21 protein-coding genes and 1 pseudogene are annotated in these 24910 nt (G+C 62.8%); 14 read left to right on the forward strand and 8 right to left on the reverse strand.

Features of this window, described 5'->3' with window-relative positions:
- Position 1: 1 nt before the first annotated feature.
- The 4 genes and pseudogenes from OPU67_RS00115 (at position 2) to OPU67_RS00130 (ending at position 8016) form a co-directional block, all read left to right on the forward strand.
- Positions 2-2143, forward strand: a complete 2142-nt coding sequence (locus tag OPU67_RS00115; RefSeq protein WP_267616625.1) for a methyltransferase domain-containing protein — start codon at positions 2-4, stop codon at positions 2141-2143.
- Between the two features lie 220 nt (positions 2144-2363).
- Complete coding sequence (locus OPU67_RS00120) at positions 2364-5513, forward strand: rhamnan synthesis F family protein (protein ID WP_267616627.1); 3150 nt, start codon at positions 2364-2366, stop codon at positions 5511-5513.
- Between the two features lie 268 nt (positions 5514-5781).
- A pseudogene (locus OPU67_RS00125) lies at positions 5782-6913 on the forward strand (IS3 family transposase).
- A gap of 113 nt (positions 6914-7026) precedes the next feature.
- Positions 7027-8016, forward strand: coding sequence for a phytanoyl-CoA dioxygenase family protein (locus tag OPU67_RS00130; RefSeq protein ID WP_267616628.1), 990 nt, complete (start codon positions 7027-7029; stop codon positions 8014-8016).
- A gap of 25 nt (positions 8017-8041) precedes the next feature.
- Here OPU67_RS00130 and OPU67_RS00135 read toward each other — a convergent pair whose 3' ends face one another.
- The 3 genes from OPU67_RS00135 to OPU67_RS00145 are packed head-to-tail and all read right to left on the reverse strand — an operon-like array spanning position 8042 to position 10600.
- A complete protein-coding gene (locus OPU67_RS00135) occupies positions 8042-8689 on the reverse strand; it encodes an ABC transporter ATP-binding protein (protein ID WP_267616630.1) in 648 nt (215 codons plus the stop codon).
- Entirely contained in the window at positions 8686-9468 is a 783-nt protein-coding gene (locus OPU67_RS00140) for an ABC transporter permease (protein ID WP_267616631.1), read from the reverse strand. The genes OPU67_RS00135 and OPU67_RS00140 overlap by 4 nt, the downstream gene beginning before the upstream one ends.
- Positions 9469-9472: 4 nt before the next feature.
- Positions 9473-10600, reverse strand: a complete 1128-nt coding sequence (locus tag OPU67_RS00145; RefSeq protein WP_267616633.1) for a capsule biosynthesis protein — start codon at positions 10598-10600, stop codon at positions 9473-9475.
- 160 nt (positions 10601-10760) lie between these two features.
- On the opposite strand from OPU67_RS00145, the gene rfbA reads away from it, so the two are divergent.
- The 7 genes from rfbA to pgmG all read left to right on the forward strand — a co-directional run bounded on the left by rfbA (position 10761) and on the right by pgmG (position 17866).
- Entirely contained in the window at positions 10761-11657 is an 897-nt protein-coding gene (gene rfbA / locus OPU67_RS00150) for a glucose-1-phosphate thymidylyltransferase RfbA (protein ID WP_267616634.1), read from the forward strand.
- A complete protein-coding gene (rfbC, locus tag OPU67_RS00155) occupies positions 11654-12199 on the forward strand; it encodes a dTDP-4-dehydrorhamnose 3,5-epimerase (protein ID WP_267616636.1) in 546 nt (181 codons plus the stop codon). The genes rfbA and rfbC overlap by 4 nt, the downstream gene beginning before the upstream one ends.
- 13 nt (positions 12200-12212) lie before the next feature.
- A complete protein-coding gene (rfbD, locus tag OPU67_RS00160) occupies positions 12213-13070 on the forward strand; it encodes a dTDP-4-dehydrorhamnose reductase (RefSeq protein ID WP_267616638.1) in 858 nt (285 codons plus the stop codon).
- Complete coding sequence (gene rfbB / locus OPU67_RS00165; RefSeq protein WP_267616640.1) at positions 13063-14115, forward strand: dTDP-glucose 4,6-dehydratase; 1053 nt, start codon at positions 13063-13065, stop codon at positions 14113-14115. The genes rfbD and rfbB overlap by 8 nt, the downstream gene beginning before the upstream one ends.
- A gap of 183 nt (positions 14116-14298) precedes the next feature.
- Complete coding sequence (locus OPU67_RS00170; RefSeq protein ID WP_267616641.1) at positions 14299-15336, forward strand: mannose-1-phosphate guanylyltransferase; 1038 nt, start codon at positions 14299-14301, stop codon at positions 15334-15336.
- The gene (locus OPU67_RS00175) at positions 15333-16148 is read left to right on the forward strand and encodes a class I mannose-6-phosphate isomerase (RefSeq protein WP_267616643.1); all 816 of its coding nucleotides are present in this window, start codon (positions 15333-15335) and stop codon (positions 16146-16148) included. The genes OPU67_RS00170 and OPU67_RS00175 overlap by 4 nt, the downstream gene beginning before the upstream one ends.
- Positions 16149-16450: 302 nt before the next feature.
- Complete coding sequence (pgmG, locus tag OPU67_RS00180) at positions 16451-17866, forward strand: phosphoglucomutase/phosphomannomutase PgmG (RefSeq protein ID WP_267616645.1); 1416 nt, start codon at positions 16451-16453, stop codon at positions 17864-17866.
- Between the two features lie 238 nt (positions 17867-18104).
- Here the strand turns inward: pgmG and OPU67_RS00185 are convergent, their stop codons facing one another.
- The 4 genes from OPU67_RS00185 to OPU67_RS00200 form a co-directional block, all read right to left on the reverse strand.
- The gene (locus tag OPU67_RS00185) at positions 18105-18449 is read right to left on the reverse strand and encodes a hypothetical protein (RefSeq protein WP_267616647.1); all 345 of its coding nucleotides are present in this window, start codon (positions 18447-18449) and stop codon (positions 18105-18107) included.
- Positions 18450-18845: 396 nt separating this feature from the next.
- A complete protein-coding gene (gene fabI / locus OPU67_RS00190; protein ID WP_267616648.1) occupies positions 18846-19652 on the reverse strand; it encodes an enoyl-ACP reductase FabI in 807 nt (268 codons plus the stop codon).
- An 8-nt stretch (positions 19653-19660) separates the two neighbouring features.
- Positions 19661-20569 (reverse strand): YihY/virulence factor BrkB family protein, encoded by a 909-nt coding sequence (locus tag OPU67_RS00195; RefSeq protein WP_267616650.1) that lies wholly within the window; start codon positions 20567-20569, stop codon positions 19661-19663.
- A gap of 23 nt (positions 20570-20592) precedes the next feature.
- The gene (locus OPU67_RS00200) at positions 20593-21594 is read right to left on the reverse strand and encodes a DnaJ C-terminal domain-containing protein (protein WP_267616651.1); all 1002 of its coding nucleotides are present in this window, start codon (positions 21592-21594) and stop codon (positions 20593-20595) included.
- Between the two features lie 139 nt (positions 21595-21733).
- Between OPU67_RS00200 and pdxH the strand changes: the two genes are divergently transcribed.
- Both pdxH and OPU67_RS00210 read left to right on the forward strand, forming a co-directional pair.
- Positions 21734-22390, forward strand: a complete 657-nt coding sequence (gene pdxH, locus OPU67_RS00205) for a pyridoxamine 5'-phosphate oxidase (protein ID WP_267616652.1) — start codon at positions 21734-21736, stop codon at positions 22388-22390.
- 8 nt (positions 22391-22398) lie between these two features.
- Positions 22399-23205 carry a PhzF family phenazine biosynthesis protein gene (locus OPU67_RS00210; protein ID WP_267616653.1) on the forward strand — a complete coding sequence of 269 codons (807 nt, stop codon included), beginning with the start codon at positions 22399-22401 and terminating at the stop codon, positions 23203-23205.
- 103 nt (positions 23206-23308) lie between these two features.
- On the opposite strand, the gene OPU67_RS00215 is transcribed toward OPU67_RS00210, so the two are convergent.
- Positions 23309-24454 (reverse strand): serine hydrolase domain-containing protein, encoded by a 1146-nt coding sequence (locus tag OPU67_RS00215; RefSeq protein WP_267616655.1) that lies wholly within the window; start codon positions 24452-24454, stop codon positions 23309-23311.
- A 35-nt stretch (positions 24455-24489) separates the two neighbouring features.
- Between OPU67_RS00215 and OPU67_RS00220 the strand changes: the two genes are divergently transcribed.
- Positions 24490-24843: a hypothetical protein gene (locus tag OPU67_RS00220; RefSeq protein WP_267616656.1), complete on the forward strand. Its 354-nt coding sequence runs from the start codon at positions 24490-24492 to the stop codon at positions 24841-24843.
- The last annotated feature ends 67 nt before the right edge of the window (positions 24844-24910 follow it).

The raw sequence follows: 24910 nt of genomic DNA on the forward strand, positions 1-24910 counted from the left end.
TGTGTCGACCCGCCTCAAGCCCCCGTTGGTGCCGCGCTCGCCAGGACGAAGACGCCAGAAGGAGGCCGACGAGGTCATCCGATGGTTCGCTGACTGGCGAGCGGCAGCCGCTTTTCGCGTGGAACCGTTTCAACATGACGGTGAATCGGTTGATGTCAACGCCGAGGTGGGGCATTGGGCGACCGATTCACGCTCTGGAGTCCCTTTGATGCACGATACCGCGATGGAGATCGGCTGTCTGGTCATGAACCGGTATTCGGATCTTCCGAGGGCCAAAGTGCTGGAATTGGGCTCCTACGAGATCAACGGGTCGCTACGCAGCCACGCTCCGAAGACGACGGAATATGTCGGTATCGACCTTGAAGCAGGGCCGGGTGTCGACTTTGTCGTTGAGCCGGGCAAGCCTTGGCCCCTGGAGGACAACTACTTCGACCTCGTGCTCGCATCGTCGGTGTTCGAGCACGACCCGATGTTCTGGGCAACCTTCCTCCAGATGGTCAGGAAGGTTCGCCGAGGCGGCTACATCTATGTCAGCGCGCCTTCTAACGGTGCTGTCCATCGCTACCCAGAAGACCACTGGCGGTTCTATCCTGACTCCGGCCTCGCCCTTGAACGCTGGGCGTGCTCGCAAGGCGAACCCGTCGTCTTGGTCGAAAGTTTCACGGCAGGGAGGAAGGCGGATCATTGGAATGACTTCGTCGCTATCTTCCGCAAGGGGAAAAGTAAGCAGAGCCTGCCGACGAAGTTCATCTATGAAGAGATCACGACCTTCAACGCTATCGCTTGGAACCACAAGGAGCCAGTCAACGCATCAGATATGACTGAGGACATGCTCCTGATCGAGCAGGCGCATGCCCAGATCGGCGAACTGAACAAGCGTGTGGAAGTGCTCGATTGGGAAAATCGCGCGAACTGGGAGGAGCGGCAGAAGGCCGAGAGTGAACTCCTCCTGATTGGAGCGCGTCTGTCACAAGAACAAGCCGGACACGAGGCCAGTCGCAAGCAGATCATCGAGCTCAGTGCTGGTCTTGAGCGGCAGCGGATCGACTTCGAGGCCGCAGCGGCTACGGTCGCAACACTGCAGGCTGAATTGGCAAGCTGTACCGCCGAGTTGGCTGCCGCTGAGGAAGCTTGTACAGGTCTGAAAGCCGAAGTCGAAGAGCGCGAGGCCTCGCTGCGCTCCACCGCCGAAGAACTCGCGCAACTTCAGGAGCGACACGCTCTTTCGGTGAGCATACTTCTTCAGCGCGAGGAGGAGATCGAGCAGACCAGGTCAGAACTCGATCGCGTCCGCTCTGAACATCTTCTGGCACTGGAGGAGAAGGAGAAGCTTCAAGCTCGCCTTAGAGAAGCTGATTCATGGACGTTCAAGCTGGCTGGAGATCGGAAGCATTGGGAGATGCAAGCACAACGTGCGGCCCGAGCGCTCGATCAGCTCCAGGCTGAGCTTGGTGTCGAAGCGAGGCGCCTCACCGAGAAGCTCGGCCGCAGCGAGGCCGATCTGCGAGCGGAGAGAGCGGCCAAGTCTCAGGTGGAAGCCGAGCTCGCCGCGAGCCTTGCCGAGAAGGAGGAGCTGACGCGAGCGCTCGATCAGCTCCATGCTGAGCTTGGTGTCGAAGCGAGGCACCTCAGCGAGAAGCTCGGCAGCAGCGAGGCCGATCTGCGGGCTGAGAGAGCGGCCAAGCTTCAGGTCGAAGCCGAGCTCGCCGCAAACCATGCTGCGACGGAGGAACTGACTCGAGCCCTCGAACTTGTCGAGGCAGCTTTGGGGGAAAGGGAGGCTGCCCTTCAGGCCGCCATGCACGCGCGTCAGGAATCCGAGCAGAAGCTCGCCGCACGATTCAATGAGGTTGCGCAGTTAACTTCGATACTCGCTCAAGAAGGCAATTGGCGTGCCGCCTTCACGAGCGACAACGATTGGCTTCGCGACATGGTTATGACGGCGGCTCGCATGCCGAAGTGGTGGAGCTGGTTGCCGACCAGATGGCGTCGCAGTCGAGAGCACGCCTTCTATCGTCGCGCAGGATTGTTCGATGCCGCTCGCTACTTAGAGATACACCCTGACGTTGCGCAGGACGGGATGGATCCGGTCCGCCACTACATAATGCATGGCATGTCAGAAGGTCGAGAGCGTCCTCATTGATCTACCCAATCGAACGTACTGTACACCTGAGACTCACCTGCGACTGAAACGCCTATGATGGAGCGGAGAACATGCTAATCTAGATCCACAGCATAATGTCGACATGATCTACGCCCTGTAAGTAACACGATCCGCGGCCCAGGCGGAACGAAATGGTTAGCCTGTTTAGTAGCACGAGGAATTGTTGAGAATGTCGCAGTGGTCCCTTTCCAACTACTCTTTGGAAGACATCGACAATCTGCGCACTAGTGGTCAGTTCGACGAGCAGTGGTATCTGCAGGAATATCCGGATGTTGGAATGGTCGGCATCGATCCGGCCCTTCATTATCTCTGGATCGGTCGGCACCTGGGCAGGTATCCACGCTCGCCCATATTGATCTCGGATCCAGCGCCTACGGCGGTAACATCTGATCGGCAGGCAACCTTCCGGCTTGACCGCGCATCGCCGATTGCGCCGGGTGAGGACTGGCTAGTCTTCGTGGCGTATAGCGGTGACGGGACACTCAGCGACTGCCAAAGGCACCAAATCCGAAGTTTTGCAGACGCCGGTTATGCCGTCGCGCTGGTCGTAAACACCGACAGCTTTAGCGACATGGTCGATCCGCGCTGCGATGCAGCCCGGATTGTCATAGTTCGTGAGAACATCGGCTTCGACTTCGGCGCTTGGCGGCATGCTATCGAATTGCTGGGCGGCCTATCACTTGCTCGCTCCGTCTCCTTCACCAACGACAGCATTCTCCCCGCGCACGAAGATCAAGCTGCGATCGAGCTTCTTCGAAAAAGGATAGCCGAATCTAGCCTCGACGTGGCGTTCCTGACACGAAACTTGGAAGTTCGTCCGCATTGCCAGTCCTTCTTCTTTACGTTCAGTGCGCAGGCGCTGGCGAAAAAAGCGCTCGACGTTATGATCGACGTACCACTCTACTTGAATAAAGACGATCTGATCTACAGTGTTGAAGTGCACTTATCAGATCGATTTCAAGACGCTGGCTTCTCAACCGGACCGATTTTTGATCTTCCTGTAGAAGAAAATCCGACGATTCACTATTGGGAGCAACTTCTCGATCTGGGGTTTCCATACATCAAGGTCCAGCTGATCACGGCTGGTATAGTGGACATCGATGATGCGCGCATTGCGTATCGCCTGACACCTAGAGTCCATGAGATGCTGAGGGACCACTGCGCCCGGCGGATCAGCGTGCCCAAGACCCGAAACGTCATTCATGGCGGCGGTCCGCGGGCGGCTATGCCTATCGCTGGCTTGTTCAACGAATACGGTGCCCAGCAGGCCGCCAATCCGGCAGCTTCCTTGTTCCCGACGATCAAGGTTCCACTTTCCGGGCTGCTGGAGACGCCGCGGCGAATGCCGAGAGTGTTGGCCATCGTTCACGGATACTATACAGATCTTCTGCCGCAGATATTCAGCCAAATCGCGGGTCTCGGCATTGACGCGCGGGTGATCGTCACCACTGACACCACGGAAAAAGTGGCGCTCAGCGATGCCATTCTTGCTGACCATGGGCTGAATGGCCGTGCCGTGCTGTGTCAGAACCGCGGACGTGATGTAGCACCTTTCCTGATCGAGGGAGCGAAACATCTAGATGACGCTGAATTGATATTGCACCTCCACACGAAGAAATCTCCCCATGACAGCATCTACTCTGGCTGGGGTGAGTTTCTACGCGCAAATTTGATTGGCTCACGTGATATTGCTTTGTCGATTTTTGACATCTTTGAGAAGTCCAATGTCGGACTTGTCTACTCGGATCATTTTCCACCTGTTCTTGATCTCCGCAACTGGGGCTTCGATTTCGATCACGCCGCAGCTCTGCTCGCTCGCATCGGATGCAAGATCTCGTCGGATACGCCGCTTGAATTTCCGACGAGCACGATGTTTTGGGCGCGTCGCGAAGCCATCGAGCCACTGTTCAACCTGGGCCTCACCTACGAGGATTTCGAGCCGGAAGCCGGTCAGATCGACGGCACCTTGGCTCACGCAATCGAGCGGTCTTTACTCTACATCTGTGAACATCAGGGGTTTGGCCACGCCAAGATCACGTGCTTGGATGCACCAACCGATGCAGGTGCCCCTTTGATGCGGCTGCGCGCCGACTCGATAGCCTACGCACTGGATCGACCCACGCCGCGATTGAATGGAGGCCTGACGTTGCGCAGCGATTTTTACAATAGCGTTCCCGAAATCTATCCTGTCGGCGTGGCGTCGAGTTCCAGCAAGCGGCGGCGTCTCAACGCCATCCTGCCGACCATGCAGCCTGAGAAGATTTACGGTGGCATCACAACGGCTCTCACCGTAATTCGTCAGATTGCCGATCAGATGGGCGGTGACATAGACTTGCGAGTGCTGATCACGTCAGACTCCGTGGATCCGCCTTCGGTCCAGGCGCTAACAACACGTCTCGGGCGCCCCTTCGCCCAAGCCAATCCGCACGACGATGTCGCGGGTTGTTCGATAGTCGGTGTCGCCCATGCGCAACATCTCCCTATAAGCCTCCGCGCGACCGACATGTACATCTCAACCGCCTGGTGGACGGCTGATCTCGGCTTTCGACTTCTGGATGAGCAGAGAAGAATTTTTGGCTCCAACCCCCTGATGGCCTATATCATTCAAGATTTCGAACCCGGCTTCTACAACTGGTCGAACCATTACGCTCTAGCGGAGGCGACTTATCGCCGCCCAGACGACACGCTGGCTATCATCAACTCGGAAGAGTTGGCGGGCTACATGAAGGCTCGATACCGTTTCCATGCACAACATTATGTAGGCTACGAGCTGCACCCCGTCCTGAACAGCCTGATCGCTCCCACCCGGCCAGAGAAGTTGATCCTTGCCTACGGTCGCCCAACGGTGAACCGCAATTGCTTTGAACTGCTCTGCGAAGGCCTTCGCATTTGGCAGGGGCGCAACCCGCGGGCCAACAGCCAGTACGACATCGTCTTCGCGGGAGAGGCCTTCGATGGTGGCCGGTTGGCAGGCCTCGATAACGCCCGCAATGTCGGCAAGATGACGATTGAGGAATATGCCGAGATGCTGAACCGCGCCTGCGCAGGTATCTCACTTATGGTTAGTCCTCATCCAAGCTATCCACCGCTGGAAATGGCAAGCGCCGGGTGTATGACCGTGACGAACAGCTATGAGGGCAAGGATTTGACGCTCCGTTCTGATCGCTTCGTCAGCCTCAGCGCGATGACTCCAACAGCACTGGCAGACGCATTAGACACAGCGATCTCGCGGGTGGATTTTGCTACTGCCAAGCCCGTGCATAAAGTGCGAGACCTGCCGATAGATATGACGCCAGGCGACTATGCCGCACTGGCCGACTTGATGCTGTCCCGAGCGGGGCGCTCGTAGCGATCGGGAAGGTTAAGGGTAAGCGATGTTCTGAGCCCACCTTGCGCGGGTGATGCGGAGCGCCGAGTGTCCGCGCCCTGATTGTCGAGGGGCGCTGGTGCTATGACGATGTCATGTGATGATGCTGGTAGCAGCGGTGTACGGCGCTTTGAGGTCTTCACCGGTGTCGGCAAGCGCCGGGACTGGCCGCCTAAGGTGAAGGCTGGTCTGAGCCCCTAGATTTCCTCCAGCGATGAGTAGAGTCCGGCCCTGAGAAGGAGACGGACGGATGAAGCGGAGCAGGTTCAGCGAGGAGCAGATCATCGCTGTTTCGAAGGAGCAGGAAGCGGGGATGCCGTCGTCACGGGATCAGCTCGGCGACCTTCTACAAGTGGAAGTCGAAGTATGGCGGGCTGGAAGTGTCGGATGCCCGGCGGTTGCGCCAGCTGGAGCAGGAGAACGAGCGGCTAAAGAAGCTGCTGGCGGACTCGATGCTCGACAGCGCCATGCTCAAGTAGATCAGCGCAAAACATTCTAGCGCCCCGTGCCATGCGGCAGGCGGTGGCTCATCTCCAGGAGGTCTTCGAGGTGAGTCAGCGTCGTGCCTGCGCGGTGCTGGGCGCGGACCGGACCATGGTGCGTTACGTCAGTCGTCGGCCAGACGATGCGAAGGCCCGCGAGCGCATCAGGGAGCTGGCCAGCCAGCGTCGCCGGTTCGGCTACCGGCGGCTGCACTGGCTGCTATGCCGGGAAGGCTGCGCAATGAACCACAAGAAGTTCCGACGGCTCTATCGAGAGGAGCGGCTGCAGGTGCGCCGTCGTGGTGGTCGCAAGCGGGCGTTGGGCACGCGGGCACCGAGACGGTCCCACAGGGACCCAACCAGCGCTGGAGCCTCGACTTCCTATCCGATGCCTTCGCCTGTGGCAGACGGTTCCGGATCTTCGCCGTGGTCGATAATTACAGCCCGGGGTGCGTGCGCCTGATCGCCGACACGTCGATCTCTGGCGCGCGGGTCGGGCGTGAGCTTGATGCTGCAGTCTTCGAGCGGATGGCGCGGCCCCATACTATCGTCAGCGACAACGGCACCGAACTGACCAGCATGGCGATCCTGCGGTGGTCGAAGGAGCGCAATGTCGAGTGGCACTACATCGCGCCAGGCAAGCCCTACCAGAACGGGTTCATCGAGAGCTTCAACGCGCGGCTCAGGGACGAGTTCTTGAACGAGACCATCTTCACCAGCCTGGCTCATGCCCGCCAGGAGCTGGAAGCCTGGCGGCATGACTACAACCAATTCCGCCCCCACTCGAGCCTCGGGCACAGAACTCCGACCGAGATGGGGTCGGGATCAACCGGCAAACCGTATTGGGGGCACCCAGCATCCCGCATCGACGAGCTCCTGCCGCACGCCCACGTGGCCTGAAAACATCGCTTACGGTTAAGGTGAGTTGCAAGAGCCCGAAAACCGCATCTAAGTGCTCGCCTTTTTCCTAATCTGGGTGTATAATCCGGGGCGGGTTTTGCGGAGCAAATTTCATGGCCATTGCCAGCGCTGTATCGATCGAAACTCCGGATAGTGGGGCGCCGACCCCGCTGCCGATCGGGCCTGAAACCCCCGAGTGGTACGGCAGCAACCGCATTTCCAATGATCTCAAGCAACAGTGGATCGATCAAGGCTTCTCGGTGATCCGGAGCGCCTATACGCCGGATCAGATTGCCGCCTACAACGACATAGTTGCGCAAGTTCGAAAAGAGTTTGATACCGGTGCCGATGAGTTCGGTTTTGGAGACCGCATCGGTCAGCTCCATCAGCGGCACCCGGAGCTTCTCGAGCTCGCCGCCACCCCTGCAATTCTCGACTTCCTTCGCTGGGCACTCGATGATGAGCCAGTTGTTTTTGGCTCCCTCAATTTCGAGCGTGGCACGGAACAGGAAGCTCACATCGACGCCATTTTCTTCTGGCCTGAACCCACCTACTCCATGGCCGGCTGCTGGGTCGCGCTCGAAGATATATCAATCGATGCAGGACCCCTCTTCTATGTTCCACAAAGTCACAAATGGCCTTTCTACCTGAGCGAACATGTCGCTTCCGGCGATCCACGGCTCGCAGAAATGCGCCAGTTTTATGCTAAGACCGAAGATTCAAGTGCGGAGAAGCAGAAGTTCGTCGGGGAAATGGGGCTTGCTTGGACGGATTGCTTCCTGAAGCTGGAAAGCGACATGCGAACTGAGCGTAAGGTTCTTTCTCTCAAGGCGGGCGATGTCGTGTTCTGGCACTCGTTGCTCGCACATGGCGGAAGCCCGCGCATCGACCCGGAGCTGAGCCGGAAGAGCGCCGTGTTCCACTTCATAGGACGGAACACGAAGCTTTACACTTTCGAGCAGTTCATGCTGCACGACCGTGCTGCTCTCTCTTCCCAGGAGCCGCAACCCATGGACCTGCGGAACTACAAGGGTCTGATTGAGTATATGCGGTACAATCATTTCGTCACGCACACGCCAGAACCCGTGATCAATCCTCTCTAGAACGAGACTTCGTCCGGCTTCGGGATCACAGGGACTCGTAAACCGCCACCGCGTCATCGACGTTGTTGTAGATGGTGGCTCTCCCGTCATGCAGCACAACCGCCCGGTCGCAGACCGCACTGACTGTTTGCATGTCATGGCTTGCGATGATCATCGCGCGATCGGCACGCTTCTCGAATAGCTCGGCGTGGCACTTTCGTTGAAAGTTCTGGTCACCCACCAGGATGACCTCGTCGATAAGGTAGCAGTCGAACTCGATGGCGAGCGACAGCGCAAAGGCCAATCGAGCGCGCATCCCCGAGGAATAGGTCTTGACCGGCATCTTCAACGATGTGCCGAGCTCGGTAAAGTCCTCGACGAAGTCGCGCATCTCCGAGTAAGTGCGGCCATAGATGCGAGCGATGAACCGCGCGTTGTCGTAGCCGGTGAGGCTACCTTGGAAACCACCGTTGAAGCCGATCGGCCAACTGTTGGTCATTTTGCGGATGACCCGGCCGCTATCGGGCAACTCGACACCTCCGATCTGCTTGATCAGAGTTGACTTGCCGGCTCCATTGCGACCGAGCAAGGCGACCCGTTCGCCCTTCTGCACTGTCAGGTTTACTCCCTTCAGCACTTCCTTGCGGCCACTGCCGGCAGGGTAGCTCTTGCGCAGGTTCTCGCAGACGATCATTCGACCACCAGTCGCCTGCGAACGATCCTGCAGAGGAGCAAGCCGAGTGCCGTCACGGGCAGGATGAACTTGAGCGGATAGAGATAATCGAATTGCGGATCGATCGATGGACCGAACAGCCCGTACCGCATCATCTCCATTCCATGGACGGGAGGCGAGTAGAGCACGACATTCGCGGCCGAACGTGACAGTGAACTGACCAGGAAGAACGTGCCCGAAAACGGGATCATTATATAGAGCGTTACAGGCGTGACTTTCTCGAGGACTTCGCTCATCTCGCTCAGCGGGGCCACAACCAGCGCAACGGAGAAGCAGAAGGCCGCATAGTAGAGGGCACCCAGGATGATAAATCCTACATCGTAGGGCTGCGGGAACATGCCAAAGGCACCGAGCGCCAATCCGATCACCACATAAGCCATCATATGTCCGATCAGTTCGATCAGGAAGCGCACCAGCAGAATGTCGAGGACCTTGATCTGTCGATGGTACATGAAGCTTCCGTTTGCAGTGAAGCTCATGATCGACCGGGTGACGATGCTCCGAAAGAGCACGAGAGGAATGTAGCCGCTGACGGTGAACGCGATGATGTCCACACCAAATTCCAGCGGTCCCTTCTGAAATCGCCAGACCAGACCCACCAGCAGGGCGAACAAGATCGGTTCCACCATGATCCAGAGGAAGCCGATATTCTCTCGACCGAAACGCGTCGTAAGCTCGCGCAACATGAGGGCGCCGATGACGCGCACCTGAATGTTCCAGCCTTCGCGCAGCGATGCCATCGCCTCAGTCCTCAGGGGCGTGTTCGAGAATGCCGACGACGAACATCCAGATGATGAAGTAAAGGCACAGCGCAAAGCCGAGGATGGTCAGCACCGTCTTCAGCGCCTTGGGGTATTCAGGCAGGTCGGGCACGTTCGGCTCGACCACGCGTTCGAGGTAGAACTGCTGCTTGAGTGCCTCAGTGCGGGCCTGCTCAAGCGAGGTCTGTGACAGCACCAGCAACTGCGAGGCCAATTCCTGCTCGATCTGGAGCGCCTCGTAATCGGGAAGCTTGCGGCTGATGGTGTTGGTCCCGCCGCCGACGAGGCGGGAGTTTTGCCGTTCGATCTCGCGGGTTAGCGATGCGATCTGCTCCCGCAGAACAGGGATTGACGGATGGTCGGGCGTCACTTGGCGTACCGTAGAAAGCTGGGCTTCAAGAGCCGCACGCTCGGTGATCAAGCGGTTGGCGATCTCGACCACCCCGGTTGCCTCCTTGAGCGGTTCGACAAGTCTAGCCTGGCTCCGGTAGTCCGAAACCGCCTTCAGCGCCTTGTTCACCCGCGTCTGCGCCTCGACAACACGGTTCTCTGCTTCCGAGATCGCCTTGTTTCGTGCGTTCTCATTGAGCTGATTGACCAGCGTCTCGCTCTGCTGGAGCAAATGCGCATTGATGGCGGCGGCATCCTTGGGCGAGAAGGCGATGGTGCGCAGTACCACCAGGCCTGTATCGTTGTCCCGGCTGATCTCGATCTTGGTGCGGTAATAGTCGAACAGGTCCTCGAACGCGTTCTTTTCCCAGATGCGCGGGAAGCGCGAAAGTAAGTCGATGCCGGGATCGCCGTAGGCCTTCTTGATGTCGAGCTTCTTGTCGAGCGTCTCGAGCGCCGAGCGTGAACGTACGAAATCAATCACTTGGTTCGATTGCTCCTGCCCGCTCGACAGGCCAGTCGACTGGATCAGGTTCGCAAAGGAGGTGGTCTGCGCGGCGCGTTGATTCGGCGCCTTGATCACGAACCGGGACTCGGACACGTATTGGTCAGAGGCAATCCCGTAATAGTAGACGGCGCTGAGAAGTACGGGGAGAATGACTCCCACCAGAAACCAGGAATTTTGGGCGAGTTTCTGACCGGCGTTGCGAAGGAAATTCATGCGCGCCCTATGGAGGCTTGTACCGTCCAGCGCTAGTCTAAATTGCTCACTCACAGAGCAGCGCTGCGCCTATCACTTTCCCGTTGACGCTAGCAGGCGGCGGTGCCATGGGCGCCCTCGGACCTCTGAGTCGGAGGCGATCAGGGGAATTCTTAGCATCATGAATAGCCAGACGAACAGGCGCGGGATCATCCTCGCGGGCGGGTCCGGCACGCGTCTCTATCCGTTGACGCGCGGTGTGTCGAAGCAGCTGATGCCGGTCTTCGACAAGCCGATGATCTACTATCCGCTGAGCACGCTGATGCTGGCCGGGATCCGCGAGATCCTGATCATCACCACGCCCGAGGATGCCGCGCAGTTCAAGCGCGTGCTGGGCGACGGGTCGGATTTCGGGGTGCAGCTGTCCTACGAGATTCAGCCCCGGCCGGAGGGCCTCGCGCAGGCGTTCCACATCGGCGCGGACTTCGTGCGCGGCGGGCCTTCGGCGCTGATCCTGGGCGACAACATCTTCTACGGCCACGGCCTTCCCGATCTGCTGCGCAGCGCCAACGCCCGCGCCGCCGGCGCGACGGTGTTCGCCTACCGGGTGAGCGATCCCGAAGCCTTCGGCGTGGTCGAGTTTGACGCGGCCGGCAAGGCGATCTCGATCGAGGAGAAGCCCCGCGTCCCCAAGTCCAACTACGCGGTGACCGGCCTCTATTTCTACGACGAGACGGTGGTCGACCGCGCGCGCGACATGAAGCCGTCGGCCCGCGGCGAGCTCGAGATCACGGACCTCAATCGCCTCTATCTCGACGAGGGCGCGATGTCGGTCGAGATCATGGGGCGCGGCTTCGCCTGGCTCGATACCGGCACCCATGCCTCGCTGCTCGATGCGGCCACATATGTGCGCATCACCGAGGAGCGGCAGGGCCTCAAGATCGCCTGCCCCGAGGAGATCGCCTGGCGGCAGGGCTTCATCGACGATGCGCGCCTCAGGCAGATCGCCGAGCCGCTGAGGAAGTCGGGCTACGGCGAGTACCTGCTCGCCCTGCTCACCGAACGGGATCCGGCATGAACATCATCGAGACCGCCCTTGCGGGCGTGCTGATCATCGAGCCGAAGGTGTTCGGCGATGCGCGCGGCTTCTTCATGGAGACCTGGAACGCGGGCACCTTCGCTGCCGCCGGGCTCGACCTTGCCTTCGTGCAGGACAACCACAGCCGCTCGCAGAAGGGTGTGCTGCGCGGCCTGCACTTCCAGAACCCGGGTCCGCAGGGCAAGCTGGTGCGGGTGACGAAGGGCGCGGTGTTCGACGTGGCGGTCGATCTTCGCAAGTCTTCGCCGACCTTCGGGCAGTGGACCGGGATCGAGCTGTCGGCGGCGAACAAGCGGATGTTCTGGGTGCCCGAGGGCTTCGCCCACGGCTTCCTGACATTGGAGGACGATACCGACTTCCTCTACAAGTGCACCGCGCCCTACGCGCCGCAGTCCGAGCACACGCTCGCCTGGGACGATCCGGCGGTCGGCATCGACTGGCCCGACATCGGCATGGCGCCGCTGGTCTCCGACAAGGACGCGCGCGGCACCGGCCTTGCCGACGCGGCCGTGTTCGCGTGACGGAGGGCGGCGCATGAGAGTGCTTATCACCGGTGCGGGCGGCCAGCTCGGCGGGGCGCTGCAACGCACCGCGCCCGGCTGGGCGGAGATCAGCGCCATCGACGTCGCCGACTGCGACCTCACCGACGCGCCGATGCTCACCGCGCGGCTCGTGGTCGAGGCGCCCGAGGTGATCCTCAACGCCGCCGCCTACACCGCGGTCGACCGCGCCGAGAGCGACGAGGACACCGCGCGCGCGATCAACGCCGATGCGGTGGGCGTGATGGTCGAGGCGATGGCGGCGACTGGGGGCAAGGTCGTCCACGTCTCGACCGACTACGTCTTCGACGGCACGAGCCCCGTCGCCTACCGGCCCGAGGATACCCGCAATCCCCAGTCCGCCTACGGCCGCACCAAGGCCGAGGGCGAGGACCGCCTGCGGCCTGAGGACCTGCTGGTGCGCACCGCCTGGGTTTACGAGGCGGGCGGCGCGAACTTCGTGCGCACCATGATCCGGCTTATGAACGAGCGCGAGGAGCTTGGCGTGGTCGCCGATCAGGTCGGCTCGCCGACCTGGGCGACGGGGCTGGCGCGGACCCTGTGGGCGCTGGTCGAGCAGGGCGCCACCGGCACCTTCCACCACGCGGACGATGGCGCGATCAGCTGGCACGACTTCGCCGTCGCGATCGCCGAGGAGGCGCACGCGCTCGGCCTCGTGAAGCGCGTGCCCGTCATCAACCCGCTGACCACCGCCGATTATCCCACCCCGGCGCGGCGCCCGGCGTTCTCGCTGCTCGATTGCAGCAAGACCCGCGCCACCCTCGGCGACCGCGCCGTTCCCTGGCGCGAGAACCTGCGCCTGATGCTCGAAGAGGAAGCAAGACTTGGCTAACGTGCTTGTGACCGGCGGGGCCGGCTTCATCGGCGGCAACTTCGTCCACTACTGGAACAGGCAGCACCCCGAGGACCGGGTGATCGTGCTCGATGCGCTGACCTATGCGGGCAACCGCTCGACGCTGGAAGGCGCGCCGAATGCCGAACTGGTCGAGGGCGACATCCGCGACACCGATCTGGTCGAGCGCCTGCTGCGCGAGCATGGGATCACGACGCTCGTCCACTTCGCCGCCGAGAGCCATGTCGACCGCTCGATCAGCGGGCCCGATGCCTTCATCCACACCAACATCCTGGGCACCAACAGCCTGTTGAAGGCCGCGCGCAGCGTGTGGCTGGCGGGCAGCGGCACCCCTCACCGCTTCCACCACATCTCGACCGACGAGGTGTTCGGCTCGCTGGGCCCCCATGATCCCGCGTTCAGCGAAGTGACGCCCTATGCGCCGAACTCGCCCTATTCGGCGAGCAAGGCCGCCTCCGATCACCTCGTGCGCGCCTATCACCACACCTTCGGGCTTCAGGTGACGACCAGCAACTGTTCGAACAATTACGGGCCCTACCAGTATCCCGAAAAGCTCATTCCGCTGTTCCTCCTGAACGCGCTCCACGGGCGCAATCTGCCGATCTACGGCGACGGGATGAACGTGCGCGACTGGCTGCACGTCGAAGACCACTGCCGCGGGATCGAAGCCTGCCTGCAGCGCGGGGTTCCGGGCGAGACCTACAACATCGGCGGCGGGGCGGAACTGCCCAACATGACCGTGATCGACACGATCTGCGCCGAAGTCGACCGCGCCTTCGCCGAAGTGGACGGCCTCGCCCAGCGCTACCCTGACGCACCGGCCGCGCGCGGCGAGCCCACCAGCACCCTCAAGACCTTCGTCACCGACCGCGCCGGCCACGACCGCCGCTACGCCATCGACGAAACCAAGGCCCGCGCCCAGCTCCACTACGCCCCAGCCCATGGCTTCGAAGAGGGCCTCGCCCAAACTCTGCGCTGGTACCTCAACAACGAACAATGGTGGCGGCCGCTGATCAAGGATTAAGGCTCTTGTCCTGACCTCATGACAGCACCGGTCTACAGTCGTGGAAAACTGTCAACCGGAACGCACTGGCACGACGCATTGACTGAAATCCGCGATGACCCGACCAGCCGAGCCCGCTTCGTATTGGCATAACCGCCGCAGATAGGTTAGCAATTCTCGCTACCTGTAGAGACGAAGGTGGGGATGCAGATCTATCCGGTAATCCTGTGTGGCGGACGCGGTACCCGCTTGTGGCCCGTCAGCCGAAAGGCTGTGCCCAAGCCGTTCCTGCCCCTCATGGGCGAGGAAACAATGTTCGAGCAGACTCTCCGCCGGTTCGCGCGCGATGCTCGTTTTGCTTCGCCCCTCGTGATGGCGGGCGCGACTCACGTAGATCTTATCAAGGCCCAGCTTGGAGATGCGCAGGGTGCGCGGCTCGTTGTCGAGCCGGAAGCTAGGAATACTGGTCCGGCCATAGCCCTTGCAGCTGCGCTTCTGCCCGAAGACGCCATAATGCTGATCTGCCCCAGCGATCACCATATCGCCGACAGCAACGCCTTCCGCGCTGCGGCCTTTGCCGCAGCCCAGATGGCGCGGCAGGACTACCTTGTCTCCTTCGGGATTGCTGCGGACCGCCCGGAGACCGGCTACGGCTACCTGCGGCGCGGTGAACCTCTCCTCGGCGGGTTTGTGGTTCGTGAATTCATCGAAAAACCCGACCTCGCGCGCGCGACGGCTTATCTGGCTAGCGGCGAGTACAGCTGGAACGGCGGCATCTTCGCGTTTCGCGCGGGCCACTTCTTGGCGGAACTCGCGATGCACCGGCCCGAGATGGCCCGCCTCGTCGCCGAAGCTGTCGCAGATGGTGTTTCAGAGGGCGCGATCTTTCGCCCTGCACCTAAGCCATTCTCGGCGATCGCTAGTGAGTCGGTGGACTACGCTGTGATGGAGAATACCATGCGTGCCACTATGGTGCTGGCAGATATGGGCTGGTCAGACATCGGAAGCTGGGCCGCGCTTGCTGACGCGCTCGCCGACGAGGCCGACGAAGCTGGCAACATCAAATCCGGCCAAGTCGATCTGATCGGCTGCAACAGAGTTCTTGCGATCAGTGATGGACCGCGGATCTCCGCGATCGACCTTGAAGATGTGTGCATCATCGTGTCAGACGGCGAGATCCTCGTGACCACCCGCAACGGGGCGCAGGCAGTGGGCAAGCTGCCGAGCGCCGTGTGCCAGTGAGCGGATCTGCATTCCTGCCCCGCCTTCTGGCGACCCGCACGGTCGAGAAGGTCTGGGGCCGCGATCACTTACCACCTCCGTTTGCCACGCCGCCAGGTAAACGGATCGGCGAGATCTGGTTCGAGCCACCGCCTGAGCTTCCGCGGGTGCTGGTCAAATACATTTTCACGTCCGAGAGATTATCTGTCCAGGTTCATCCTTCCGTAGAACAGGCGCTGCCCGGCGAAGCGGGCAAGGAAGAGTGCTGGCTAGTGCTCGACGCGGAGCCCGGTGCGCGTCTCGCCATCGGTTTCGAGCGCGAAATGACCGCTGACGAGGTCGAGGCTGCCGCTCGCGACGGGTCCATCGAGACCTGTCTTAATTGGCACCCTGCCCAAGCTGGCGACTTCTTCTACCTTCCCGCCGGCACCGTGCATGCGATCGGAGGTGGGTTATCGATAGTCGAAATCCAGCAGGCCAGCGACACGACCTTCCGCATCTATGATTATGGCCGCCCACGGGAGTTGCACCTCGAACGAGCACTGGAGGTCGCAAAACTTGGCACGTACGATCCGAAGAACTCCTCTAAAGCGTCGAGCAAACACGCGCTGGTTGACGGGCCATGGTTCCGGCTCAATCTGGTTGTTGGCGAGCCGGACGAAGCCATCATGATCAAGTATCGCGGGCCAATGCTGGCCCTACCGTTGCAGGGGGAAATTGCGGCTTACTCCGGTTCCTGCAAAGCCATAGCCGGCGAATGCTTGCTGGCCGACGGCTTGAATTCCCTTGATTTTAGCGCGTCGAAGTTCACCCTTCTAACACAAGCAACTTAGGTTGCCTGGCAGCCGTTCCAGCATATCCAAAACTTCTTAAGCGGAAGGCCGTTGCATTTCGGCTGAAATAGCCCTCGTCTGCAGAACAGACGTCGACGCATCCGTAGAGCCACGTGGGGCTTAGTGCCAGTCCGGCATTGACATAACGGGCCAGCACCGATCTTTAGGGTGGCCGAACATGGACGAGGGGGGCAGAGGATGATCCGTGCTGCAGACGCGTTTTCGCGGGACCCGCCAAGCATGGTTCGATTGCAATCGCACCCCCGGCGGTGCCACTGAGCCGCCAAGGAGATCCTGACGTCATGCAACACCAGTTCGACCCGACCGTCCTTCGCGAATACGACATTCGCGGCGTGATCGGAGAGACGCTCGGCGCCGATGATGCGCGGGCGATCGGCCGCGCGTTCGGGACGCTGCTGCGCGAGGCGGGGGGCAAGACCGTGGCGGTCGGCTATGACGGGCGCGTGAGTTCGCCGATGCTCGAGCACGCGCTGGTCGAGGGGCTCACCACCAGCGGCTGCGACGTGGTGCGGATCGGTCTCGGGGCGACCCCGATGCTCTATTACGCCGAAGCCTCAAGCGAAGAGGTGGATGGCGGCATTCAGATAACTGGCAGCCACAATCCCCCCAATTACAATGGCTTCAAGATGGTGTTTCAGGGGCGGCCGTTCTTCGGCGCCGATATCCAGAAGCTCGGGAAACTGGCAGCAGACGGAGGCTTCGCCAGCGGCGCCGGGACGGTGACCTCGCGCGACATCCTCAGCGAGTATGTCGAGCGCCTGCTCGAGGGTCTCGGCGGTATCGAGCCCGGCAAGCTCGAGCGCCTCAGGGTCGGCTGGGATGCGGGCAACGGCGCCGCCGGCCCCGCGCTCGAAGCGCTGGCCGCGAAGCTGCCCGGGGAACACCATCTGCTCTTTACCGAAGTCGACGGTCATTTTCCCAACCACCATCCTGATCCGACTGTCGAGGCGAACCTGACCGATCTCAGGGCGCTCGTCGCGGCAAAGAACCTCGATTTCGGAGTGGCTTTCGACGGGGACGGAGACCGGATCGGTGCGATCGACGGCGAGGGCCGGGTGATCTGGGGCGACCAGCTGCTGATGATCTATGCCGAGGATGCCCTCGCGCACCTTCCCGGCGCGACGGTGATCGCCGACGTGAAGGCGAGCCGCGCGCTGTTCGACCGGGTCGCCGAACTGGGCGGCGAGCCGCTGATGTGGAAGACCGGCCACTCGCTCATCAAGTCCAAAATGAAGGAAACTTCCGCGCCGCTCGCCGGCGAGATGAGCGGCCACGTCTTCTTCGCCGACGATTACTACGGCTTCGACGACGCGCTCTATGCCGGGATTCGCCTGCTCGCCGCGACCGCCCGGCTCGGCCGCTCGGTGACCCAGCTGCGCGATGCGATGCCGCAGATGCTCAACACCCCGGAGATGCGCTTCCAGGTCGACGAAGCCCGCAAGTTCGCGGCGATGGAGGAGATTGCCAGGCGGCTCTCCACCAATCCAGGCCCCGAGGTCGAGAGCGTCAACACCACCGACGGCGTGCGGGTGAACACCGCCGACGGCTGGTGGCTGCTGCGCGCCTCGAACACGCAGGACGTGCTGGTCGCCCGCGCCGAGAGCGACAGCGAGGAGGGCCTCGAGCGGCTGCTCGGCCAGATCGACGCGCAGCTCGCCCAATCGGGCCTCGAACGGGGCGAGAGCGTCGGCCACTGATCAGCCGCCAGAACCGGCCGGAGTTCTAATTGCTTAGACGATGGCCAGCGCTCTGACCGCGATGTGCTCGTGCCGGTCGATTTGCGAATCACCGACAGTGAGCGCTGCCGCTTGCAAATTCTTCTCGGAAACCGACGAATTCTCCGGTGACAGAACAAGATGAGTTACTGATCAAAGCAAGTAACGACGTCAAAATTCATTCCCGTTGTCAGGCCCGTCGACTTTATTGACCGATATGTCAATTCGAACCAAAGCGACTATCTCGCTCATCGCGGAGGTCGCGCAGCGTTTCCTTTATCTGCCGAGCCAGCATCCCCTGATAGCGGCCAACCAAGAGTTGATCCATGATCGGAACGTTTCGTCGACCGGTTCCATAGGACCCCGCCCCCTCAGATAATTGCAGATCGGCCTGCTCCGACTCGGCAATCGCCAGTCGGCGCTCGCGCCAAAACAGCATCGCCAGGCGTTCAACCAGCAGGGACTCTCTCGCTGTTTCTGGTCCGTATTCGGTCACAAGCTCCTCTAGCAGATTCGCAAAAAGGTCGCGATCCTCATGGCCTGCGAGAAAGTTCGTGCTCAGCACTCCATGCCGTAAGGCATTTCTGCTGCTTGCCGCGCGTCCTTCAGGTGTCCTCGGACCCGTACTCCTCAACGCGTTTTGCCGGTTGGCTTCTGCCTGTCGTCTGCTTGTCATTTGCTCATTAGCTAGTTGCAGTGTTTCTCTTCGACGCGCCACGAGCCGTATCCATGGGGTCGATCAAAGGCGGTGCCGCGCCACCTGCAGCAAAGATGAATTGACCAGCCGTATGCAAATCAAACCAAACGAACCCATTGACCCGCAAATCATTGGAGAAAGGGACAGTTTCCGAGGATGGGAGTGCCGAGAACCTTTAGGTGAATGCCCGTGCATCAGGTGACATGCTAAAGGTTGCGCTCTTCCGAGATCGAAGGCTTAGAATTCTCCGCCTCGTCGTGACGCTCACCCTAGCGCGATGTCCGGCGCGTCTTCCTGCTTCATGCCGACGACGTGGTACCCGGCATCGACATGGTGCGTCTCGCCCGTGACGCCCGAGGCGAGGTCGGAGAGCAGGTAGAGCCCAGCCCCGCCGACGTCCTCGATGGTGACGTTGCGGCGCAGCGGCGAGTTGTACTCGTTCCACTTGAGGATGTAGCGGAAATCGCCGATCCCGCTTGCGGCCAGGGTCTTGATCGGCCCTGCACTGATCGCGTTGACGCGGATGCCGCGCGGGCCCAGGTCGTTGGCGAGATACCTGACGCTCGTCTCGAGCGCCGCCTTGGCGACCCCCATCACGTTGTAGTGCGGCACGACCTTTTCGGCGCCGTAGTAGGACAGCGTGAGGATCGCGCCGCCGCTCTCGGGCATCATTGCGCTGGCGCGCTTGGCGATCGCCACCAGCGAATAGGCCGAGACGTTCATGGTCAGCAGGAAATTGTCGAGGCTGGTGTCGACATACTTCCCGCGCAGCTCGTTCTTGTCGGAGAAGCCGATCGCGTGGACCACGAAGTCGATCGTCTCCCACCGCGCCTTGAGCACGGCGAAGGCGGCGTCGAGGGACTCCATGCTCGACACGTCGCATTCGAAGGTGAAATCGCTGCCCAGTTCGGCGGCGAGCGGCTTGACGCGCTTGGCCAGCGCCTCGCCCTGGTAGGAGAAGGCGAGCTCCGCGCCCTGCTCGGCGAGCTTTTTGGCGATGCCCCAGGCGAGCGACTTGTCGTTGGCGAGGCCCATGATGAGGCCGCGCTTTCCTGCCATCAATCCGTTCATTCCTCGCCTCACTCTTCGGGTGCCGGGGCCGGCAGCGGCGGCGACTCCACCAGCGCCAGCGCCGCGTTCAGCTGCGCGCCAATAACGAGCCCGAGCCCGACGAGCCAGAAAAACAGCAGCGTGACGATGCTCCCGGCAAGGCTGCCGTAGGTGAGGTCATAGGCAAATGCGGTGCGCAGGACCACCGGCAGGGCGGCGGAAACGACCAGCCACCAGACGGTGGTGAACACCGCGCCGGGCCATTTCGGCCATTCCTTCCCCCGGAAGTGCGATGGCGTGAGGGTGAGGAACAAGACCCACAAGGACAGCGCGAGGCCAAGGCCCGGCACGATCCGCGACAGGCGCAGCGTGCCGATCCACTGGCCGAGTTGCGGGACAACGGCCTGGATCACCTCCTGCGCGCCGCCGATCAGCACCTGCGCGAAGAGCGAGAGCATCAGCGTCACCACCGCGCCGAGGATCAGACCGGCCGACAACAGCCGCTTTTTCCAGAAGGTGCTGGTGCTGGTGGTGCCATAGGCGCGGCGCAGGATGTCGCGGATCGTCTCGATCAGGCTCGAGACCGTCCACAGCGCCACCGCGCCGCCCGCCCACAGCAGCCAGCCCGATCGTGCGGTGATGACCGTTTCGGCGACCGGGACGATCACGCTCGCGACCGAGCTGGGCATGGCACGGGCGACGGCGAAGATCATCTCCTGCGCGTTCTCGCGGCCGCCGATGATGTCGAACAGCGCCGCCCCGAGGATGAAGAAGGGGAAGATCGCGACCATCGACAGGTAGGCGAGATTGCCCGCGTGGATGAAGCCATCGTTGAAGGTGTCGATCGCCACGCGCTTGGTCACCGCCCAGGCACGTGACGGGGTGCCGGGCTGCTCGGCGGCGGCGGGGGCGGGGATGGGCGCTTGCGTTTCGGTCACCGGCTCGGCCGTCCCGCCCGGCCCTAGAGGCCGAACTTCTCGCGCGGGCGGGCGGTGTCGATCCAGCCTTCGAGGCGCTGCTCGAGCGGGGCGAGATCGGCGGGAAGCTGGATCTCCAGCGTCACCAGCTGGTCGCCGCGTTCGTTCTTGCCGTCCACGATCCTGGCATTCTTGCGTGTCCAGCCCTTGCCCGCAAGCCGCATCACCGTGCCGCTGGAACTGCCCGGCTTGATCGTCAGCATGACCGCGCCGTCGACCGTCGGGCACTTCACCTTGGCGCCGCGCACCGCCTCGTCGAGGGTGATGGGCAGATCCATGCGGATATTGTCGCCCTCGCGCCGGAAGAAGGGGTGGCTGCCGACCTCGACCATCACGATCCCGTCGCCATTGCCGCCCGGGCCGGGGTGGCCCTTGTCCTTGAGGCGCATCATCGTGCCGTCCTCGACGCCTGCAGGAAGCTTGAGGCTGATCGCCTTGCCGTCGGCCAGCGTGATCCGCTGATCGCGCCCGGCGGCGGCATCGACGAAAGGCACCGCGAGGCGGTACTGGATGTCGGCGCCGCGCTTGGGCGGCGGGGGCGGAGGCTGGCGGCCGAAACCGCGCCGCGCGCCTGCGCCCTGCTGGCGGCCGCGCCCGCCGAACAGGCCCTCGAACAGGTCGGACAGGTCGACGTCGTCCGCGCTGCCGCCGGCGCCGAAGCCGCCGAAATCGCCCGGGTGCGGCCCGCCGCCCGGCCCGGCGCCATAGGCGCTGCCGCGGCCGAAGCCGCCGCGCGCGCCCATGCCGGCGAAGGGATTGGCAGGATTGCCATCGGCGTCGATCTCGCCCCGGTCGTACTGCGCGCGCTTGTTCTTGTCGGAGAGCAGATCGTAAGCGCGGGTCACCTCGGAGAATTTCTCCGCCGCCTTGGGGTTGTCCTTGTTGCGATCGGGGTGCAGCTCCTTGGCGAGCTTGCGGTAGGCGCTCTTGATGTCGGCTTCCGAGGCCGTGCGGGGTATGCCGAGCGTTGCGTAAAGGTCGCGCATGGTGGTTTAGCTAGGTGAGACAGCGCCCGCGTGCAAGCGGGGACCCCGGTGGGGAGAAACGCGCGGTTAACCCAATGCGCCTTTCGCCGGCTCGCCCGCGTAGCTATGGGCCTTCTCCACATCTGCGAGGATCCCCTTCATGTCCGATACCGCCCCGCTCGACGATGCCCAGCTGGCCGACAGCGTGCTGCCCGCCGGCATCGATCCCTTCGCGCTGTTCGAGGAGTGGTTCGCCGCCGCACAGGTCGGCGAGATGAACGATCCCAACGCCATGGCGCTCGCCACCGCGACCACGGGTGCGGCGCCCTCGGTGCGCATGGTGCTGCTGAAGGGCCACGGCCGGGGCGAGATCGAGGGCGGCGGGTTCACCTTCTTTACCAATGCGACAAGCCGCAAGGGCGGCGAGATCCGTGCCAATATGCAGGCTGCGCTGCTGTTCCACTGGAAGAGCCTGCGCCGCCAGATCCGCATCGAGGGGCCCCTGACCGAGGTCTCTCCGGAGCGCGCCGACGCCTATTTCCACTCGCGCCCCTACAAGAGCCAGGTGGGCAGCGCCGCCTCCGACCAGTCGCGCCCGTTGCCCGAGCGCCGCATCTATATCGAGCGGGTCCACACCATGTGGGCCGAACACGAGGCTGCGGGCAAGGTGCCGCGCCCGGCACACTGGACGGGTTTCACCCTGAGCCCGCGCCGCATCGAGTTCTGGATCGACCGCGACAACCGCCTCCACGACCGCCGGCAATTCGTCCGCGAGAGCGCCGATGCGCCCTGGTCCGACACGCTTCTCTACCCCTGAGGCCCAGCATGACGCTCAAGATCCCCTATTGGCACGTCGATGCCTTCTCCGCGCAGCCCTTCGGCGGCAACCAGGCTGCCGTGATGGTGCTCGAGGAGTGGCTGCCCGACGATACCCTTGTGAAGATCGGGGGCGAGAACCTCTTCGCCGAGACGGCCTTCGTGGTGCGCGACACGACCGGGGAGGCCGATTGGGAGCTGCGCTGGTGCACGCCCACTTACGAGATCGCGTTGTGCGGCCATGCGACGCTGGCGAGCGGGCATATCCTGCTCGAGCGCGACGGCGGGGAGCGGGTGACGTTCCGCACGCGGAAATCGGGCATTCTCGAGGTCGTGAGGGCGGGTGACGGCTACGAGCTGGCGCTGCCCGCGATCCACACCGCGCCGGGCGACTATCCGGAGGCGGTCGCGCTGCTCGGCGCCGCGCCGCGCGAAGTGTGGCGCAACGACAGCCGTTACAATATCTTCCTGTTCGAGGACGAGGCGCAGGTCCGCGCGCTCGACCCCGATATCCGCGGACTGGGGATGCTGGGCACGGACCAGTTCATCTGCACCGCGCCCGGCACCGCCACCGACATCGTCAGCCGCGTCTTCGTCCCCGGCGGCGGCGTGGACGAGGACAGTGTGACAGGCTCGGCCCACGCGGTTCTCACGCCGTTCTGGGTGGAGCGGTTGGGGCGCAACAATCTGCGTGCCCACCAGGCTTCGCAGCGCGGCGGCGATCTGACGCTGCGGCTGGATGGCGCTGGAGAAAATGGGCGTGCATGGCTCGGCGGGCCGTGCGTCACCGTGGTCGAGGGCAGTTTCACCCTCTGAGGCAATCGGTCGCGCAGCGGCCGCAAGGCCGAACGGCCGCCCGCAGCGGGCGCAGCTTGCTGCGCGTCTAGCGAGGACCGCACGCCGGATGGCGTGCGGAACACTAAGGCGCCGGGTAGAGCTCCAGCACGTCCGCCGCCTGCTGGAGCATCGGCGGGCGCTCCTTCGCGTCGGAGTGGCCGAGGCGCACAAGCGTCACCCGCTGGCTCGGCGAGACCAGCACGTATTGCCCCATGTGGCCGATCAGCGAGAACAGGCTCTCGGGTGCGCGGTCGGGGAACAGTGGGTGATCCCCCGGCTCGCGGCCCGGCACCGGGCGATTGAGCCAGATCTGGAAGCCGTAGTGCGGGCTCTTCGGCGAGGGCGTCACCATCGCCTCGACCCAGCGCTGCGGGACGAGCTGCTCGCCGCCCGGGGCGCGGCCCTTGCGGCGCAGGAACTCGCCGAATTTCGCCCAGTCGCGCGCGGTCGCGTGCATCAGGCTGCCGCCGATCAGCGTGCCGGATGCGTCGAATTCCGGCACCATGCTGGTCATGCCGAGAGGGCCGAACAGGCGCTGCTGGAGGTAGTCCGCCACCGCCTTGCGCCGCGCCTCGGGCCGGTCGCTGGTGGTGAGCGCGCGCGCGGCGATATCGGCAAGGATCACGCTGGTGTTCGAGGAATACTCCCACTTCGCACCCGGCTCCGCCTCGAGCGGCTGCTCTGCCGCCCACTTGGCCATGTTGTCGCGCCCGTCGAGGAACAACATCCTGACTTCGCTGGATTCGTAGGGCGGTTCGCCGGCCTCGGTGTGGCGCAGCCCGCTGCGCATCTGGAGGAGATGGCGCAAGGTGATCTCGGCGCGCGGGTCGCCGGGGCGTTGCCACAGGGGAACGGGGGCGGGAGCGTCGAGCGCGAGGAGGCCGTCGGAGACCAGCATCCCGATCAGCACGCCGGTCACCGTCTTGGCCATCGACCAGCTGATAAACCTCGTCTTTTCGTCGTAACCCTCGGCATAGCGTTCGGCGGCGAGCTTGCCGTCGGCGAATACCACCACGGCCCGGGTTTCGCCGAGGCCGGGCATGGTGAAGAGATCGTCGATCTGACGGGCCAGCTGGTCCCGCGGCGCGCCGGCGTTGTTGGTCACCGCCGCCTTCGCCGCCTCGCTGAGGGGCTTCTCGCCTACAGGCGCCGCGCCGCAGGCGGCAAGCATCAGCAGGGCTGGCGCGAGGATAATCGCGCGGTTAAGGACGGCGTCGCGGAGGGTCATCGCGCCCTCATTCCTCGATGCATGAAGGCTTGGCAATGGCGAAATCACCCACCTCGGCGCGCGCGCGGCCTGCCACGCGGTGGGGGTGGTGGGTGCTTGCTGTCATCGTCCTCGCGATTGCCGGAGCGGCCACGGTTTTCCGAAAGGAAATCAACGGTTACGGCACCATCGCCTCGGCCTATTCGGCGCGCGTCGCCTGTTCGTGCCGGTTCGTCGCGGGCCGCCCCCTGAAGGACTGCGCGAAGGACAAGCTCGCCGGGATGGAGGCGGTCACGCTGGTCGAGGACGAGAAGGCGATGAGCGTCACCGCCCGTTTCCCGCTGGTCGCCAGCGCCACCGCCACATACCGCAAGGGCTATGGCTGCGTGCTGGAACCCTGGGAGGAGTGATGATCTGCCCCGCCCGCAATGTTTCACGTGAAACATTGCCGCGAAGCGGGGGCTGGAGGGGGTCTGG

This window comes from Erythrobacter sp. WG (assembly GCF_026586795.1).
Classification (GTDB): domain Bacteria; phylum Pseudomonadota; class Alphaproteobacteria; order Sphingomonadales; family Sphingomonadaceae; genus Erythrobacter.

What these genes read in the sequence shown, in the direction of transcription:
- OPU67_RS00170 (WP_267616641.1), top strand. Translation starts at nt 14,299, where the DNA reads ATGCAGATCTATCCGGTAATCCTGTGTGGCGGACGCGGTACCCGCTTG.
- rfbC (WP_267616636.1), top strand. Translation starts at nt 11,654, where the DNA reads ATGAACATCATCGAGACCGCCCTTGCGGGCGTGCTGATCATCGAGCCG.
- OPU67_RS00130 (WP_267616628.1), top strand. Translation starts at nt 7,027, where the DNA reads ATGGCCATTGCCAGCGCTGTATCGATCGAAACTCCGGATAGTGGGGCG.
- pdxH (WP_267616652.1), top strand. Translation starts at nt 21,734, where the DNA reads ATGTCCGATACCGCCCCGCTCGACGATGCCCAGCTGGCCGACAGCGTG.
- OPU67_RS00135 (WP_267616630.1), bottom strand. Translation starts at nt 8,689, where the DNA reads ATGATCGTCTGCGAGAACCTGCGCAAGAGCTACCCTGCCGGCAGTGGC.
- OPU67_RS00200 (WP_267616651.1), bottom strand. Translation starts at nt 21,594, where the DNA reads ATGCGCGACCTTTACGCAACGCTCGGCATACCCCGCACGGCCTCGGAA.
- OPU67_RS00210 (WP_267616653.1), top strand. Translation starts at nt 22,399, where the DNA reads ATGACGCTCAAGATCCCCTATTGGCACGTCGATGCCTTCTCCGCGCAG.
- OPU67_RS00140 (WP_267616631.1), bottom strand. Translation starts at nt 9,468, where the DNA reads ATGGCATCGCTGCGCGAAGGCTGGAACATTCAGGTGCGCGTCATCGGC.
- OPU67_RS00145 (WP_267616633.1), bottom strand. Translation starts at nt 10,600, where the DNA reads ATGAATTTCCTTCGCAACGCCGGTCAGAAACTCGCCCAAAATTCCTGG.
- OPU67_RS00220 (WP_267616656.1), top strand. Translation starts at nt 24,490, where the DNA reads ATGGCGAAATCACCCACCTCGGCGCGCGCGCGGCCTGCCACGCGGTGG.
- OPU67_RS00215 (WP_267616655.1), bottom strand. Translation starts at nt 24,454, where the DNA reads ATGACCCTCCGCGACGCCGTCCTTAACCGCGCGATTATCCTCGCGCCA.
- rfbA (WP_267616634.1), top strand. Translation starts at nt 10,761, where the DNA reads ATGAATAGCCAGACGAACAGGCGCGGGATCATCCTCGCGGGCGGGTCC.
- fabI (WP_267616648.1), bottom strand. Translation starts at nt 19,652, where the DNA reads ATGAACGGATTGATGGCAGGAAAGCGCGGCCTCATCATGGGCCTCGCC.
- rfbD (WP_267616638.1), top strand. Translation starts at nt 12,213, where the DNA reads ATGAGAGTGCTTATCACCGGTGCGGGCGGCCAGCTCGGCGGGGCGCTG.
- pgmG (WP_267616645.1), top strand. Translation starts at nt 16,451, where the DNA reads ATGCAACACCAGTTCGACCCGACCGTCCTTCGCGAATACGACATTCGC.